The organism is Bradyrhizobium sp. 138 (assembly GCF_023074075.1).
Lineage (GTDB): Bacteria > Pseudomonadota > Alphaproteobacteria > Rhizobiales > Xanthobacteraceae > Bradyrhizobium.
The window spans coordinates 173631-189585 of sequence record NZ_JADPKT010000091.1 but is presented as its reverse complement, the minus strand read 5'-3'; the positions used below and the strand labels follow the sequence as shown (position 1 = coordinate 189585).

Here is a 15955-nt window from a genome sequence, read left to right as displayed (position 1 = left end):
GCGACAAGCTCGGTTTTCGATCCGACGGCGGACAGCATGCCGGCGATGCCCGATCAGGTCACTTATTCCGAACATTAACGCTCGACGCGAAGCACAGCGCTATTTTTCATTTATCCATTGCTTGGATGTGTCCCATCACAATAATCTATTTTACCGCCCTTACGGAATGTCATACGAAATTGGCGCCTTGGCACGCTCTTCCGGAAGATAATCGAGCCTTTTTGGTGGGGTGCCAAATGCTGCTGCGACGGCAAACTGTCGCTTGTGTTTCAGGGCACGGCAGCCAAACCGCTTGCGCAAAGGATCCCAGTTCAATCAAGGCACTGCCGTGCCAACCGGACAGCGGGCGAGTGGTGGACAAGTCGTGAAGTTTCCGACAGGAGCCGGAAGGCAAGCGGCTCCAGGCTTCGCGCGGAGTGGCATCCGCTTCTCGTTGCTTGACGGCGAATGCCCTCGCCGTAAATCGATCGCCGGTAGTCCTCCCTACCGACGAAAGCTGGTGCGATGCGTAAAGCAGCGTTGTTCCTGCGTGACTTTCGCCCGGCCTCCGGCGGAGGCCGGGCGTTTTTTTGGTGCGCCCAGCATGGGTGCACTCTTATGGGTGAAAGTCCTGTCGCGAGTTGATCACAACGAGCGAAGCGAAGCGCAACTGCACGACCGAGTGTGGGCGTGGAGCGAAGCTGCGGGCCGATGAACAAGAACCGGATAGAAGGCGTTACCGACCAGTGTCAGCGGGCCAGAAACCGCGAAACTCTCGTGATCAAGGGGAAGCGGCGTAGATCCGGCGGTCGTGCAGTGAAGGAGTGCGCTCTTATCTGGGGAGATCTCGCCTGTGCCTGGAAAGGGGCAACGGGTGTCGAGCCGGAGCGAGAAGTCAGCCGAGGTTGTAGTCGCCGCCAGTAGAGTCGGAAGGCTGAACGGTGGGCGAAGAGCCAAACGAGAAGGAGTGTTCAATGCCGTGCCGAAGTGGCAAGCATCGCATCAGATGTCGGCGCAAGCAGGGCGGTCCGGGGTAGGACGCGGTGAAGCCACGTGTGGCTCGGGCAGCGATGAAGCTCGTCGCCCGCGGCATGGATCGGAGAGCACAGGGTCAGGGCTGCTTCTGGCGGCGCTGACGAGAGAGAACCTGCAACGCGTGCTCAAGCGGGTGCGGGCCAACAAAGGCGCAGCTGGTGGGGACGGTCTGGACATTGACCAGGACCGTCGCGCATCTGCGTTCGGCGTGGCCGGCGATCCGCCAGCAACTAGTTGTCGGGGACTTACCGGCCCAGTCCGGTACGACGGGTGACGATCCCCAAGCCTGAGGGCGGCGAGCGCGAGCTTGGCATCCCGACGGTGACGGATCGTTTGATCCAGCCGGCGCTGCTGCAGGTGTTGCAGCCCATTCTTGATCGACCTTCGGCAAGCATAGCTACGGCTTCCGGCCGGGCCGGGCCGGGGCGCGCATCATGCCGTCCTTGCAGCACAGTCATACGTGCAATCGGGTCGCCGGATCGTGGTGGATGTGGACCTGGAAAAGTTCTTTGACCGGATCAATCACGACATCCTCATCGACCGCTTTCAGGAACGGATTGGGGACATCGGAGTCATCCGGCTGATCCTGGCGTATCTGAACAGTGGAATCATGGACGGTGGCGTGGCCCAGACGCGTACGATGAGGACGCCGCAAGGCGGGCCGCTATCGCCGCTGCTGGCCAATGTCCTGCTCGATGAAGTGGACAAGGCGCTGGAACGTCGGGGCCATTGCTTCGTGCGTTACGCCGACGATGCGAACGTCTACGTTCGCAGCCGCCGGGCGGGTGAACGGGTGATGGCGCTGCTTCGGCGGCTCTACGGCAGGCTGCGCTTGACGGTCAACGAGACCAAAAGCGCAGTGGCCTGTGTGTTCGGTCGCAAGTTCCTGGGCTACAGCTTCTGGCCAGGTCCGGCGGCGCGATCAAACGCAAGGTCGCCGACAAGCCGCTGAGGACGTGTGCGGGACGCCGGGTTCTTGCGTCTCATTTGTTACTATTCGGCAAGGCATGAAGCTGGTGCTGTTAATCCTACCTGTCTATTGAAGGCTTTGGCGTCGTGTTGGTACGGGTGGGTAGTATCGGATACTCGATCTTAGGTAGGCGCCCGGTTAGCGAATGCAGAAACGCGACAATGTCGTTTTCTTCCCCATCGCTAAGCTTGGCGCCGAGCTGGATTTCACTCATCAGGGCAACAGCTTGCTTCAGGCTCCAAACCTGGCCCGAATGGAAGTAAGGGGCTCGCAACGCGACGTTCCGCAACGGCGCCGCGCGGAAGACATATTCGTCGCCGACGGCCTTGGTGACCGCGAATCGGCCCTTATCGCCTTCCGGAAGCAGGGTTGCATCAGGCTTCTTCATCACGCCAAACGGGAAGTAGGCCTGTCCACCGACATTGATTCCATTGTGGCAAGAGGAGCATCCCTTCTCCATAAACAGCGCCAACCCTGACTTCTGCTGATCATCGAGAGCATGTGTATTGCCCTCCAAATACTGATCGAACGGGGCCGCAGGTGTAATGAGAGTCGCTTCAAAAGCCTCGATGGCCTTCGCAAAGTTTTCAAAGCTGACCGGTCTCGCTTCGTTCGGGAAAGCGTTTTTGAACAAGACGACATAGCTGGCCATTGAATTCAAGGTGTCGAGCACACGATCCGGAGTCGCATTCATTTCGGCTCTCGCCAGCACAGGGCCAGTTGCTTGCGTCTTGAGGTCCGCGGCGCGTCCGTCCCAGAATTGCGCCGCATTGAACACTGCGTTGTAGACGGTTGGGGCCCGACGTAGGCCGACCTTCCAGCCGTGACCGACTGAGGTCGGACCGGCATCGACTCCGCCGCTGCCGAGATTGTGGCACGTATTGCAGCTAATGATCTCACTTGCCGATAGCCGCGGATCGAAGAACAGAATCTTGCCAAGCTCGACCTTTTCATGCGTGACTGGATTGTCCTTTACCGCAGGAATGACTGAGGGGATCGGATGGAAGATCTGCCTGGCGTTTCTCATCAGATCATCGTCCGCGCTAGCTCCTGACGACATCAGCAACCCAATGGCCAAAACAGATGCCTCAGCCACAAGCCGAAGCTCCCGGATCGATTTGTTCATACACCCGCCTTATCAGTTCTGATTGTTAATCAAGGAAACAGTCGAAAGCGATGCCACACCCCGTTCCCACAACAGGCCGGCGCAGCATGCACCGGATCCTTTCAAGCGAGGCTGCATCAAATGTTCGATTTCGAGGTGCTCGCTGCCGGCGTTCGCCCACGAGGCTTCAGGCCGTTATTTGATTCGCGAGTTCGCTTTGAGCTCAGATCACGACTTTCCTATTGGTAGATCAGACTAGCGCCTCAACCTTCGGCATGATGGCCGATCTGACAACAACAAGCGTGCCGAAAAAGGATAATCTGTCCGGTGGCCGCATCGGTTCTCCATTAAGCGATTGGGTGGGCAATACGCTTCACCGAAGTTGATCTTATCCGTCTTACACCGCTGGTCGCGCTCAGCGCTCACGGTGCGGCTGGACAATAGCAACCCCCATGCCAGCTGCATTTGACATGCAAGCTGCTGATTAACTTACAGAACGAGTCCTGACTACCGAACAACGTCGGATGTCTTGGTTTGATGAATACATACAGTGTCACAGATGCGACAAGCGCCAGTCCCGGCTAGACATCATCGCAGAAAGTATTGTGATGAGATCCTATTCCAACTTGCCGGCCGCACGTGGGACGGTGGTAATAAGATCTAGGCTGGCCTACGCGAGACACTGAGCCGAGGCGACCGGCGGTGCTTATCGCTCACGATTTCGCCTCGCCCTGCCGACTGAAGGCTCTCCGACCTCATACCCGCGCCGGCTCTTCGCGCGCCGCCGCCGAAATCCCACTCGTTTGTAACAGACGAGACCCCAAGCCTGAACATGGCTTGTCTTGAACCCCACCTGGGATCGCTAGCATGGCAATTGCCGATCCCAGCTCTGTTACCCACAGTTTGACGGGTACGACCGTCCGATTACTCCGATACTCCCATTCGACACCAGCTTATGTGGCCGGCCTCACACCTGAGCGGGCCGCGTGTTGGTTGGAATAAGATAACCATTTCGACTCACTCACGGGCGAGTGGCAGCTTTTGAAATCCTGCGCGCTGATGGCAAAAATCGCTGAACTTCTGCAGTAGCAACGGTCACTTCGTGCTCTTGCGTTGAAAGACTTCGATACAAGAGGACATGCTGGGAGGAGATCGTTATATCATGTCTGCAGTGTCCATGGCTGGTTCAAGCTAGATATGGTTACCGTGATGGCTTCGATTGACGATCGCTTGAATGAGATCAGATACGTGCGGAATGACATTTGGCGCTGCCGAAGAAGACTTCAAAGCGAGCTAAGTGATCTCGAGCGTAAGGTTCTCGAAGAGCGCCTGCTTGAGCGGCAATCTGCCTTTGAACGACTCCTAGCAACCACGTTTCCTTTTACATGGACACTGTGAAGCAACATTCGGGACCTGTGCCGCGAGTCATTGGCGCGGAAAATGGTGTTCGCTCATAGAAACGCATGCGCCTGCATCCGGAACGTAGCGCTCCGTCGCCGCGGGGCGTCGCGCCCGTCATGGCCGCCGCCGAGCTGAATGCCTCGGCCCTCAGCCTTGGTTCACCGATGTGCTGGCCCGCGGCGCACCGTAAGCGCCGATAATGAAACCGTTCGGGAAGCCCATCCAGGGCCACCGTTGGGGGATACCGATTGCCCCGTTTCTGCGACATTGCGGTCACCATGAGTAGCTTTCATCCGACGGAGCGATCGAAGAAGCTTGAATCGGCCGTAGCGTCAGATTGTACAGAGCAGGCGAACGATACTCCAGACTAGGTGTAGCCGAATGAGAAGACCCGTTATCGCTTTTGTATTATGTTCCGCTCTCGAGTTGCTCGGGCTAAGCACGGGCGCGGTTGCGGACACAAGGCGGTACGCGTGCACGATCACTGCCGCCGATAGAGAGCCGGTCGGAGTTCGGGACGAGCGGGTCATTCTCACGGTCCAATATGGCTGCCGGATCGCGGATGGTCTCTTGGGTGACGCGGGGATTACAGCAGTGTCGGTCAGCGAGTGGGCTGCTGATAAAGGAACATACTTAGCGTCCCTGGAATTTCACCGCGCGCTGGAGGGAGTTGCAATTGGGCAACTCTCCGAGGTGACCGGCTTCTCTAGCATGGAAGGCGAGCAAGGCATTGCGGTCGCAACTTCCGGCACGACAGTATTCAATTTCGCATCTGGCTCATTGGCAGCCCTTTCAGGGAAGACCCTTAAATTCACCACCAAACTCACTGGCCTACGTAGCTTCGAATTGGAGTTCACAGATTGGCCAGAATCTCTTTTTTGGAAGTGACTCGTGTCTCACGCTCATTTCCGCAAGCACTCGGGCGGACGAGCCACTATCGACTCTTAACTCCACACGATGAATACCGCTCCGGCCTGTGTGCCGTCCTCAAAGACGAGCACACGGCAACAAAGATCGAGCCCAAACTCCGAAGGCACTTGAAGGCGCTAGGCTACTTCCCAGCGCAAATTAGGTGGAGGCAGTCTGAATTCAGAGTGGGCCGGTCGGCGGAAAACTGCAAGGTTGAACGGATCGGCGCTTGACTTGTTAGGCTGCCATTGATTCAGCGAACCGTTAAAGCGCGCGACAAGCTCGTCGGCAAGCTGCCGGCCACCGCCGAGTTGCTGCGCGGTTCGTAGCTGGAGAGCACCGTCCGATATACCAGAGGCTGTCCTAAATGCGCGCGCGGCGGAGGGCACCAGGTGTTCGTGCTCACCGCAACATACGCCGGCGGCCGCGCACGTAGCAGTTCAGCGTACGTCGTGAACGGGTCGGTTCGTCGCTGGCTCGACAATTATCAGAAGCTGAAGCAGGCGATCGAGGGCCATCTGCCAACTCAATCATGAGCTGCTACGTCCAGAGCCGCATCGAAGGCGCGCGGGCGGCGAGATGGTTGAGATGCGGCGGGCGCAACTCAGCTTTGGTGATGGGCTGATCGCCGAGGGAGTGAGTGATCTTCGCGAAGAGTAGATGCAGCACGCCGATCAGGTTCTGGCGGACGAGCAGATCGTGGCGGCGGTGCACGAAGCACTAGCGACGCGGTGCCCGAAGAGCCGCAGTCGTGGTGGCTCGGCACGATCGCAACCCACCAGGTCAAGCTGAGGCGCGTGCCGCCGCTGGTCGTGACTGACGCCGGCTTCTACTCTGCCAGGAACGAAGCCGCTGCGAGAGCATTGGGGGCAAGCGGGTATGCATCCCCAATCGACCGAGCAAAATCCCCGAGCGCAAGCGCGAACAGAAGAAGTGCTGGTTCCGCGAAGGCCAGAAATGGCGCACGGAATGTGAAGAACGCATCAGCGTGGTCAAGCGGCGAAACGGTCTCGATCGACGCCGATACAAGGATGACGCCGGATTGCAGCGCTGGGTCGCCCTCGGCGTGATCTCAACCTCGTCAACATCGGACGGACGATGAGCAGCCGGGCCGCTCCGTAGACCTCGTACCCATCATTGCTCGCTTCAGACCCCCGCCGTCGACCCGGCGAGGTTTGTTTTGGCCATGCCGTTGGCCAAAGGCTGGAAAGCATCAATTTCGCGCCGGGAAGTAGACAAAAGTGGGCTATCCACGGGCACTATTTGCCGAACGGAGAATATGCGAGGCTTCATCGACGGATGATGAACGCTCAACGCGAAATTGAGGGCAGCCGGCGCTGATCGAGCCGCTCTAGCGGTGTCCGTCTTTAGTGGGAGGAGGGCCTCGCGCTCATCAGCAGACCGTCCTCGTTGTCGCTGCACTCGGTGCCGCGTGCCGGCTTCGGCTCAACTTTGTCACGCTCCGCAAGCGGCGATAGAAAAAAGTCGACGCGCGCCCGATCGAAGCGCCGAATTGCGTCGTGGCGTGTCTAACTGAGATGCTGAAGCGAGCTGCAACTGGACTGCCGAATGACAAGGACGGGGCCATTGTGGAACGCCGACCCCTGGAAGGGCCACGAGCTTGCGCCTTTAAGGCTATCACGGTTTGAGAATCGATCAGCCCCACATGCTCTCCAGGAGATCGGGTGTCACCACATTAGAGCGCGTCTCCACGAGATCAACTGGAATGACGAGCGAAGCGAAAGATCGAGCGTAAGTGAAACAAAGCGTTCTGCTGACAACTGAGTTCACTTAGTCATCCGGAAGAGGTGGTGCAGCTCAATCACCACCTTCTTAGGATCGATCGCAAACACCATGGGCGCATCTACGTGCGCTGAAATCCATCTCGAACCGATGGTGTTTGCGATCGCTCGAATGGGTGCGCCAAGCAAAGCTGCGCACCGGAGTGACGTCGGCGCGCGGGAAGACTCTAGCCATGTCGCTGGCGGAGAGCGCAAGTGATTGTTTTGTTTCGGACAGGGCGTTAGCGGGTACGCCTGTCGGTGCGAGACAGAGTCAGGTTTATAACAATCCGCATCCTGCCAGCTATCTAGCTCTACAGACATGGGTTTTTGTATTCAACCAGCGCTGGCACATTCGTTGCACACTCCTGCGCAAGAGGCGGTTGTTAGCCCTTCATCGACATGCAGAGAGACAGGCCCCCGATGGCACGCGAGCGAGTAAAGAAGCGGATATGACCAATCGCTGGAGGGCGGGCATAACATCACCGGGACGCGATCCCGTCGACAAATCAACAGCGTCACACAGGGCTCTCGCAAACGCTCAGCCGACATGAGCTACAACATCCTGATCGACCGCTGCGGCATGATCCAGAAGCCCGCGAACTTGCGACCGGTAGGACCGGTCGGGGAGGTTGCACATTTTACACCTGAACGCCGGAAGGAAATCCGTCGGTCCACCGGAAAAGCGCCGCTTCTTGATGTGAGACGACAATGGAAAGGAATTTTGTATGAGCCGAGCAACTACCGAAAGCGTCGCAGAGATCAAGGCGCGCAACAAGCAGCTAATCGATGAGGTGTTGAAGGTCTACCCAGAGAAGACCGCCAAAAGGCGCGCCAAGCATCTGAGTGTTCACGAGGCGGGGAAGTCGGATTGTGGCGTCAAGTCGAATATCAAGTCCATTCCGGGCGTGATGACCATCCGTGGCTGCGCCTACGCGGGCTCCAAGGGCGTGGTCTGGGGGCCGATAAAGGACATGATCCACATTAGCCACGGTCCGGTCGGCTGTGGTCAGTACTCATGGGGCTCGCGGCGCAACTACTACGTCGGCACGACCGGCATCGACACCTTCGTGACACTGCAATTCACTTCCGATTTCCAGGAAAAGGATATCGTCTTCGGCGGCGATAAGAAGGTCACCAAACTCATCGACGAGCTCCAGGTGCTATTTCCTCTCAACAGGGGCATCACCATTCAGTCCGAATGTCCGATCGGTTTGATCGGCGACGATATCGAGGCGGTCTCCAGAGAAAAGTCAAAGGAATATGGCGGCAAAACCATCGTGCCCGTGCGGTGCGAGGGTTTTCGTGGCGTGTCACAATCGCTCGGCCATCACATCGCGAACGACGCCGTTCGAGATTGGATCTTCGACAAGAGCGCCCCAGAAGCCAGCTCTAAATTTGAGCCGACCCCATATGACGTTGCCATCATCGGGGACTACAACATCGGCGGCGACGCCTGGTCGTCACGGATCCTGCTCGAAGAAATGGGCCTGCGCGTCATCGCCCAGTGGTCCGGGGATGGATCTCTCGCTGAATTGGAGGCGACGCCGAAAGCGAAGCTCAACATATTGCATTGCTATCGCTCGATGAACTACATCTCGCGGCACATGGAGGAAAAATTCGGGATCCCCTGGTGCGAGTACAACTTCTTCGGACCTTCCAAAATCGCGGAGTCACTGCGCAAAATTGCAAGCTTCTTCGATGATAAGATCAAGCAGGGCGCCGAGCGCGTCATTGCGAAATATCAGCCGCTTGTCGATGCGGTGACCGCGAAATACCGGCCGCGGCTCGATGGTAAGACCGTAATGCTGTTCGTCGGCGGTCTACGTCCTCGCCACGTCATCGGCGCCTATGAGGACCTGGGCATGGATGTTGTCGGCACAGGCTATGAGTTCGGTCACAACGACGACTATCAGCGCACCGCCCAGCACTACGTCAAGGACGGCACGCTGATCTACGACGATGTCACCGGCTACGAATTCGAGCGCTTCGTAGAAAAGATCCGGCCAGACCTCGTCGGCTCCGGTATCAAGGAAAAATACGTCTTCCAGAAAATGGGCGTGCCGTTCCGCCAAATGCATTCCTGGGACTACTCGGGTCCTTACCACGGCTATGATGGCTTCGCGATCTTCGCCCGAGACATGGACATGGCGATCAACTCCCCGATCTGGGGGAAGACCACCGCACCTTGGAAGGACACTCCGCGGCCGAGCCTCATGGCGGCGGAATAGGAAAGCCGCCCTTTCTTCCACAGAGGAGGGGAAGGGCAGGAGAACGAACACAAGAATCTGAAGAGTGCCATGATGACACAGAACGCCGAACACATACTCGACCACTCTGAGCTTTTCCGGGGAGACGACTACCAGCAGATGCTGGCCAATAAGAAGGCGCTATTTGAGAATCCGCACGATCCCGCCGAAGTCGACCGTATCAGAGAATGGTCCAAGACGCCCGAATACCGCGAGAAGAACTTCGCCCGCGAGGCGCTAACCGTTAATCCGGCGAAGGCTTGCCAGCCGCTAGGTGCGGTGTTCGCCGCGGTCGGATTCGAGCGCACACTGCCGTTCGTCCACGGCTCCCAGGGTTGCGTCGCGTATTATCGCAGCCATTTGTCACGGCATTTCAAGGAGCCGACCTCGTGCGTCTCCTCGTCCATGACGGAAGACGCGGCTGTGTTCGGGGGACTCAACAACCTGACCGACGGGCTCGCTAACAGCTACAACATGTACAAGCCGAAGATGATCGCGGTCGCCACGACCTGCATGGCGGAAGTCATTGGCGACGACCTCAACGCCTTCATCAAAACATCAAAGGAAAAAGGTTCAGTCCCCGCGGACTACGACGTACCATTCGCTCACACCCCTGCATTCGTCGGTAGCCACGTTACGGGCTACGACAACACGCTTAAGGGCATCCTCGAGCATTTCTGGGATGGCAAAGCCGGCACGGCGCCTAAACTCCAGCGCAAAGCGAACAACTGGATCAACTTCATCGGTGGCTTCGACGGCTACACTGTCGGAAACATCCGTGAGATAAAGCGCATCTTCGAGCTGATGGGGATCGGCTACACGATCCTCGCGGATAACAGTGATGTGTTCGATACCCCCACTGACGGCGAGTTCCGCATGTATGATGGCGGCACGACGCTAAAGGATGCCGCGAACGCAGTCCATGCGAAGGCAACCATTTCCATGCAGCAATATTGTACGGAGAAGACGTTGCCCTTCATCAAGGGGCACGACCAGGAGGTCGTCGCCTTCAATCACCCGCTGGGTGTCAGCGCCACGGACGATTTCCTGATGACGCTGTCGCGTATTACCAACAAGGCAATTCCCAATGCGCTGGAGCGTGAGCGCGGGCGTCTGGTAGACGCAATGGCTGACTCTAGCGCGCATGTTCACGGCAAGAAGTTCGCGATCTACGGCGATCCCGACCTCTGCTATGGCCTGGCCGCATTCTTGCTGGAGCTTGGCGCGGAGCCGACGCACGTGCTCTCGACCAACGGAAGTAAGGCCTGGGAGCAGAAGATGCAGGCGCTGTTCGCGAGCTCGCCGTTCGGTAAAAACTGCCGCGCCTTCCCGGGCAAGGATCTCTGGCACATGCGTTCGCTCCTGTTCACAGAACCAGTCGATTTCCTGATCGGTAACACCTATGGCAAGTATCTCGAGCGTGATACTGGAACGCCGCTAATCCGCATCGGGTTTCCCATCTTCGATCGCCATCATCACCATCGTTATCCAGTGTGGGGCTATCAGGGTAGCATGAATGTGCTGGTCAAGATTCTCGACAAGATCTTTGATGAGATCGATAGAAAAACCAGCTCAGTTGGCAAGACAGACTACAGCTTCGACATCATACGTTGAGGCGAGCGCCCCGCCTCATCGTCCGCAGGAACAGCGGCGCTGTGGCGGGGATCCCGGGTTATCCGCCGGACCATCCTCTTGGTCTGTGCGAATGTCTTGACATCCCCGAAAGAGACACCATGACTTCGCTTTCCACGACCATACAGGACGTCTTTAACGAACCGGGCTGCGCCAGGAATGCGAGCAAGTCGAGCGTTGAGCGCAAGAATGGATGCACCAAGCAGCTGAAGCCGGGCGGCGTCGCCGGTGGGTGTGCCTTCGATGGCGCCAAAGTCGCACTGCAGCCCTTCACCGACGTCGCCCATCTTGTGCATGGTCCAATCGCCTGTGAGGGCAATTCTTGGGACAATCGCGGTTCCGCCTCCTCCGGCTCCGAGCTGTGGCGCAGAAGCTTCACCACGGACATGAGCGAGACCGACATCGTATTCGGCGGCGAGAAGCGGCTGTACAGGGCAGTCAAGGAGATCACGGAGAAATACGACCCGCAGGCAATCTTCGTCTACCAGACATGCGTCCCCGCAATGATCGGTGACGACATCGATGCGGTCTGCAAGGCAGCCTCCGCCAAACTTGGCAAACCGATCATTCCCATCAATGCACCGGGATTTGTGGGGTCGAAGAACCTTGGCAACAAGCTCGCAGGCGAAGCACTGCTGGAGCACGTCATCGGTACCGAAGAGCCCGATTACACCACTGCGTATGACATCAACATCATCGGCGAATACAACCTGTCCGGCGAGCTCTGGCAGGTCAAGCCGCTGCTCGATGAGCTCGGAATCCGGATCCTGTCGTGCATCTCGGGGGACGGCAAGTATCGCGAGGTGGCTTATTCGCACCGAGCCAAAGCGGCGATGATGGTCTGCTCAAAGGCGATGATCAACGTCGCACGCAAGATGAGGCAGCGCTACGGCATCCCGTTTTTTGAAGGCTCGTTCTACGGTATTGAGGATTCCAGCGATTCACTACGCCAGATCGCGCGCATGCTGATCGAACGCGGCGCGCCGGCTGAGCTGATGGAACGCACGCAAGCCCTGATCGCACGCGAAGAGACCAAAGCCTGGGCTGCGATTGAACGTTTCAAGCCACGCTTTGCCGCAAAGAGGGTTGTTCTCATCACCGGTGGCGTAAAATCCTGGTCGATGGTGTCCGCTTTGCAAGAGGCCGGGCTCGAGATCGTCGGCACGTCCGTGAAGAAATCGACCAAGAAGGACAAGGAACGTATCAAGGAGTTAATGGGCCAGCACGCCCACATGATCGAGGACATGTCGCCTCAAGAGATCTACAAGATGCTAAAGGACGCAAAAGCCGACATCATGCTCTCGGGCGGCAAGTCGCAATTCGTCGCACTAAAGGCGGCGATGCCGTGGCTCGATATCAACCAGGAGCGCTGCCACGCCTATATGGGCTATATCGGGATTGTCAAGCTCATGGAGGAGATCGAGAAAGCGCTCTACAATCCGATATGGAATCAGCTCCGCCAAGCCGCGCCATGGGATGAGTTCGATCGAAAGCGTCAGGCAAGGACGGTTGCGCAGATGTATGCGCAAGCCGCTGAACCAGTTCGAGACGCGAGCAAGAACGGCGTCAATACGATAAGTCTCTCCAATGAAAATGAGGCCAGCGGTGGCGAGAGCGCGATTGCGGCGCATGGCCTGAACCTCGCCAAGCCATGCACCAGTTCCACCGCACGGTGCGTTGCTTGTAAGGACATTCGTTCCGATTTTCAGCCCCCTGCGCTGCAGGCGGCGGAGTAGGGGAACGGCATGGCGATCGTCACTACCTCGAAGAAGGCCTGTTCGGTCAATCCGCTCAAAATGAGCCAGCCGATCGGCGGCTCATTTGCCTTCCTGGGACTGCGCGGCGCAATGCCGCTTTTGCACGGTCCGCAAGGTTGCACCTCCTTCGGGCTAACGCTGTTCGTGCGCCATTTCAATGAAGCCGTGCCGATGCAGACGACGGCCATGAGCGAGGTTGCCACGGTGCTCGGTGGCCACGAGAATCTCGAACAGGCGATCCTGAACATCTACGATCGGCTCGAGCCTGAGATCATTGGTATCAATTCGACCGGCGTCACCGAGACCAACGGCGATGACGTCGAAGCCTTCATCCGGTTGATCCGACAGAAGCATCCGAAGCTCGAAAAGCTGCCCCTTGTCTACGTCTCCACCCCGGATTTCAAGGATGCCTTTCAGGATGGCTGGGGCAAGACAGTGGCGCGGATGATCGAGATGCTTGTGGCTCCTGTCGACGCGGCGAGACCGCGCGATATCTCGCGCGTCAATGTGCTACCTGGATGCCACCTCACGCCCGGCGATCTCGACGAGCTGCGCACGATTTTTGAGGATTTTGGGCTCAAGCCCTCGTTCCTGCCGGACGTCGCCGGTTCGCTGGACGGTCACATCCCCGACGAATTCACGCCCACCACGATCGGGGGCATTGGAGTGGACGAGATTGCGACCATGGGGCAGGTGGGCTGGACGATCGCGATCGGCGCGCAGATGCGTCGTGCGGCCGAGGCAATGCAGGTGCGGACAGGCGCGCCGTTCCGCCTGTTCGAGCGGCTCTGTGGCCTTATCCCAAATGACGAATTCATCGCCTTCCTGAGCCAGATCAGCGGCCGGTCGGTGCCCTGGAAATATCGCCGGCAGCGTGGACAGCTGGCAGACGCCATGCTGGATGCACATTTCCATATCGGCGGCCGCAAGCTAGCGATCGGCGCCGAGCCGGACTTGTTATTCGATCTCTCCAGCTTGCTCCACGAGATGGGCGCACAGGTAAGTGCTGCGGTGACGACGACGAACTCACCGGTGCTCCAGCGGGTCAGGACCGAGGACGTCCTGATCGGCGATCTGGAGGACCTTGAAGAGCTTGCCAGGTCGCGTGACTGCGACCTCTTGATGTCGCATTCACATGGTCGCCAGGCCGCTTCGCGACTCAATGTCCCGTTCTTCCGGGTAGGCTTTCCGATGTTCGATCGCCTTGGCGCTGCGCACCTCACGATGGTTGGCTATCGCGGCACGCGCGATCTGATCTTTGACATCGCCAATCTGATCATCACCGACCGCGAAGCGAACCATGGGCCGACGCCCGACACCTGGCGATCAAGCTGCGGCGGCCCGCAGGTCCATCCACCCCAGTTGCATTGAGCAGGGAGAGAAAACAACCCGGATGAAAGTTGCATTCGCCACTCAGGACTTGAAGCACGTCGATGCCCACTTCGGCTGGGCCAAGAACATCGTGATCTACGAGGTCAGCCCGGACGGGCATCGGTTTATCGAGGCGATCCAATTCGACGGTGACCTCACCGAAGACGGCAATGAGGATAAGCTCGCGCCGAAGATCGAGGCGATCAGGGGGTGCGCAATCCTCTATGTTGCGGCGATTGGCGGCTCGGGTGCTGCGCGAGTCGTCGCCAGGAACATCCATCCGATGAAGGTGCTGCAGCCAGAGCCCATCCACGACCTTTGCGTCAAACTCGAAACCGTGCTGAAGGGGTCGCCGCCGCCCTGGCTGCGGAAGCTGCTCACCAAAAGCCGGGAACGTACGGTCGATTTCGAAGCCTGAAGGAATAAAGATGGCCGATCCGTCTGAAGTCACTCCAGCCGCCGCCGCCGCGGAAGGGCCATTTCTGAAAGAGCTTATCAAGATCTGGCGCGCCCAGGACACCCACGGCGCCTGGGACGGCAAAAAGGATCTCGAGCTGCTCGAACCCTACGTTCTCGACAAGCGCAAGCGCCGTGCGCTGCCGATCGTCGGCAATCCCGACCCGGACACGACATGGCGGCTGGAGCTGTTCTTCGACGCCGTTGCGCTCTCTATCGAGAAGGCAACCGGTGTGATGATCTCGCCAATGCTGAAGATGCATCACGAAGGGTTCGGTCGGATCGTGCTGATCGGCGGCCGGCTCGTTGTCGTGAGCAAGCAGCTGCGCGACGTGCATCGCTTTGGTTTCGACCAACTCTCTGATCTCGCCAATCAAGGCGACAAATTCGTCAACAGTGGCGTTGAGATGATCCGTAAGTTCCCGGAAGTGGCGAGTTGTTGAGGCAAGTGTGAGCGATATCGAAACTCTGAAAGCGGAAATAAAGAAGCTGTCGGCCAAGGCGACCCAGGCCAAGATGGACCTCCACGACCTCTCCGAGGAGCTGCCGGTCAACTGGTCGTCGATCCTGAGCGTGGCCCAGAAGGCCCACGCTGCCTTCAGCGAGCTCGAAAGCAAGCGCCGATATCTCGAGGCGTTGGACAAAACATAGCGGATGGTTAGCCATGTCATTCAGGACCCGCGACGGTCGCAATTGGAGGCCGGACTACCTAGTTTCTATCGATCCCAACAAGTGTATCGGCTGCGGCCGCTGCTATAAGATCTGCGGCCGTGACGTCATGACGCTGAAGGGGCTAAGCGAGGGTGGCGAGATCATCGATCTCGACGAGGACGACGATGAGCTCGAAAAGAAGGTCATGGTGCTGAAGGACGAAGGCGCTTGCATCGGCTGCAGCGCCTGCGCCCGGGTGTGCCCAACAAACTGTCAGACCCACACACCACCTGGTTGATTCAGCATTCTCCGACGAGATCGACGAGTGAGTTGTCAGATACAAGCTGGTAGGGAACTCCCAGATCCGACCTGTTCTGGCGTGAAGCCGTTAGTTGCCGAATTGGGCCGCGACCTCGCATGGACCGCCGGCGGCGAAGGCCAGCAGGACGACAATGCCGACACCGTCGTCGAAGAGCGACTCGCCGTGCATCTCGACCTCGAGACTTTCAGGTGCCTTTACACTTTGAGCTTCCCCACGACCGCCACCGGATCGGTCAGGCTGATGAGGCCGCCAAACACCAGCGCCAAAGACAGCGGCAGCGACTAACCAAGGAGACCAGCGGGCTGCCAGAATAGAAAGCCAAGGATAAACGTCGACG

The 15955-nt window shown here is 58.3% G+C and carries 13 protein-coding genes and 1 pseudogene; 12 read left to right on the top strand and 2 right to left on the bottom strand.

Translation table 11 applies throughout. The annotated features are described in order from the left end of the window. Positions 1 to 1474 precede the first annotated feature (1474 nt). Complete coding sequence (locus IVA79_RS32185; RefSeq protein WP_247560668.1) at positions 1475 to 1966, top strand: reverse transcriptase domain-containing protein; 492 nt, start codon at positions 1475 to 1477, stop codon at positions 1964 to 1966. 76 nt (positions 1967 to 2042) lie between these two features. Here IVA79_RS32185 and IVA79_RS32180 read toward each other — a convergent pair whose 3' ends face one another. Continuing rightward, positions 2043 to 3110 carry a cytochrome-c peroxidase gene (locus tag IVA79_RS32180; RefSeq protein ID WP_249816265.1) on the bottom strand — a complete coding sequence of 356 codons (1068 nt, stop codon included), beginning with the start codon at positions 3108 to 3110 and terminating at the stop codon, positions 2043 to 2045. A 1974-nt stretch (positions 3111 to 5084) separates the two neighbouring features. On the opposite strand from IVA79_RS32180, the gene IVA79_RS32175 reads away from it, so the two are divergent. Continuing rightward, positions 5085 to 5378 (top strand): hypothetical protein, encoded by a 294-nt coding sequence (locus IVA79_RS32175; protein ID WP_247560666.1) that lies wholly within the window; start codon positions 5085 to 5087, stop codon positions 5376 to 5378. Positions 5379 to 5939: 561 nt separating this feature from the next. Here the strand turns inward: IVA79_RS32175 and IVA79_RS32170 are convergent. After that, the gene (locus IVA79_RS32170; RefSeq protein WP_247560664.1) at positions 5940 to 6113 is read right to left on the bottom strand and encodes a hypothetical protein; all 174 of its coding nucleotides are present in this window, start codon (positions 6111 to 6113) and stop codon (positions 5940 to 5942) included. 62 nt (positions 6114 to 6175) lie between these two features. Here IVA79_RS32170 and IVA79_RS32165 point away from each other — a divergent pair. The 10 genes and pseudogenes from IVA79_RS32165 to IVA79_RS32120 form a co-directional block, all read left to right on the top strand. Continuing rightward, positions 6176 to 6501: pseudogene (locus IVA79_RS32165) on the top strand (ISNCY family transposase); the annotation flags it as partial. Between the two features lie 1407 nt (positions 6502 to 7908). Further along, a complete protein-coding gene (gene nifD, locus IVA79_RS32160) occupies positions 7909 to 9411 on the top strand; it encodes a nitrogenase molybdenum-iron protein alpha chain (RefSeq protein ID WP_247560662.1) in 1503 nt (500 codons plus the stop codon). Positions 9412 to 9483: 72 nt separating this feature from the next. Continuing rightward, a complete protein-coding gene (gene nifK / locus IVA79_RS32155; RefSeq protein WP_247560747.1) occupies positions 9484 to 11043 on the top strand; it encodes a nitrogenase molybdenum-iron protein subunit beta in 1560 nt (519 codons plus the stop codon). 119 nt (positions 11044 to 11162) lie between these two features. Beyond that, on the top strand, positions 11163 to 12797 hold the full coding sequence (gene nifE / locus IVA79_RS32150; RefSeq protein WP_247560660.1) for a nitrogenase iron-molybdenum cofactor biosynthesis protein NifE: 1635 nt from the start codon (positions 11163 to 11165) through the stop codon (positions 12795 to 12797). A gap of 9 nt (positions 12798 to 12806) precedes the next feature. After that, positions 12807 to 14189: a nitrogenase iron-molybdenum cofactor biosynthesis protein NifN gene (gene nifN / locus IVA79_RS32145; protein WP_247560657.1), complete on the top strand. Its 1383-nt coding sequence runs from the start codon at positions 12807 to 12809 to the stop codon at positions 14187 to 14189. Positions 14190 to 14211: 22 nt separating this feature from the next. Continuing rightward, positions 14212 to 14607, top strand: a complete 396-nt coding sequence (nifX, locus tag IVA79_RS32140) for a nitrogen fixation protein NifX (protein WP_247560655.1) — start codon at positions 14212 to 14214, stop codon at positions 14605 to 14607. A gap of 10 nt (positions 14608 to 14617) precedes the next feature. Next, positions 14618 to 15088, top strand: coding sequence for a NifX-associated nitrogen fixation protein (locus tag IVA79_RS32135; protein ID WP_247560652.1), 471 nt, complete (start codon positions 14618 to 14620; stop codon positions 15086 to 15088). A gap of 7 nt (positions 15089 to 15095) precedes the next feature. Then, on the top strand, positions 15096 to 15296 hold the full coding sequence (locus IVA79_RS32130; protein ID WP_247560650.1) for a CCE_0567 family metalloprotein: 201 nt from the start codon (positions 15096 to 15098) through the stop codon (positions 15294 to 15296). A 13-nt stretch (positions 15297 to 15309) separates the two neighbouring features. Next, positions 15310 to 15594, top strand: coding sequence for a ferredoxin III, nif-specific (gene fdxB, locus IVA79_RS32125; protein WP_247560648.1), 285 nt, complete (start codon positions 15310 to 15312; stop codon positions 15592 to 15594). Positions 15595 to 15675: 81 nt separating this feature from the next. Next, complete coding sequence (locus tag IVA79_RS32120) at positions 15676 to 15903, top strand: hypothetical protein (RefSeq protein WP_247560646.1); 228 nt, start codon at positions 15676 to 15678, stop codon at positions 15901 to 15903. Positions 15904 to 15955 lie beyond the last annotated feature (52 nt).

Coding starts and splice junctions, on each gene's coding strand:
- IVA79_RS32180 (WP_249816265.1), bottom strand. CDS start 3,110: ATGAACAAATCGATCCGGGAGCTTCGGCTTGTGGCTGAGGCATCTGTT.
- nifD (WP_247560662.1), top strand. CDS start 7,909: ATGAGCCGAGCAACTACCGAAAGCGTCGCAGAGATCAAGGCGCGCAAC.
- nifK (WP_247560747.1), top strand. CDS start 9,484: ATGACACAGAACGCCGAACACATACTCGACCACTCTGAGCTTTTCCGG.
- nifE (WP_247560660.1), top strand. CDS start 11,163: ATGACTTCGCTTTCCACGACCATACAGGACGTCTTTAACGAACCGGGC.
- nifN (WP_247560657.1), top strand. CDS start 12,807: ATGGCGATCGTCACTACCTCGAAGAAGGCCTGTTCGGTCAATCCGCTC.
- nifX (WP_247560655.1), top strand. CDS start 14,212: ATGAAAGTTGCATTCGCCACTCAGGACTTGAAGCACGTCGATGCCCAC.
- IVA79_RS32135 (WP_247560652.1), top strand. CDS start 14,618: ATGGCCGATCCGTCTGAAGTCACTCCAGCCGCCGCCGCCGCGGAAGGG.
- fdxB (WP_247560648.1), top strand. CDS start 15,310: ATGTCATTCAGGACCCGCGACGGTCGCAATTGGAGGCCGGACTACCTA.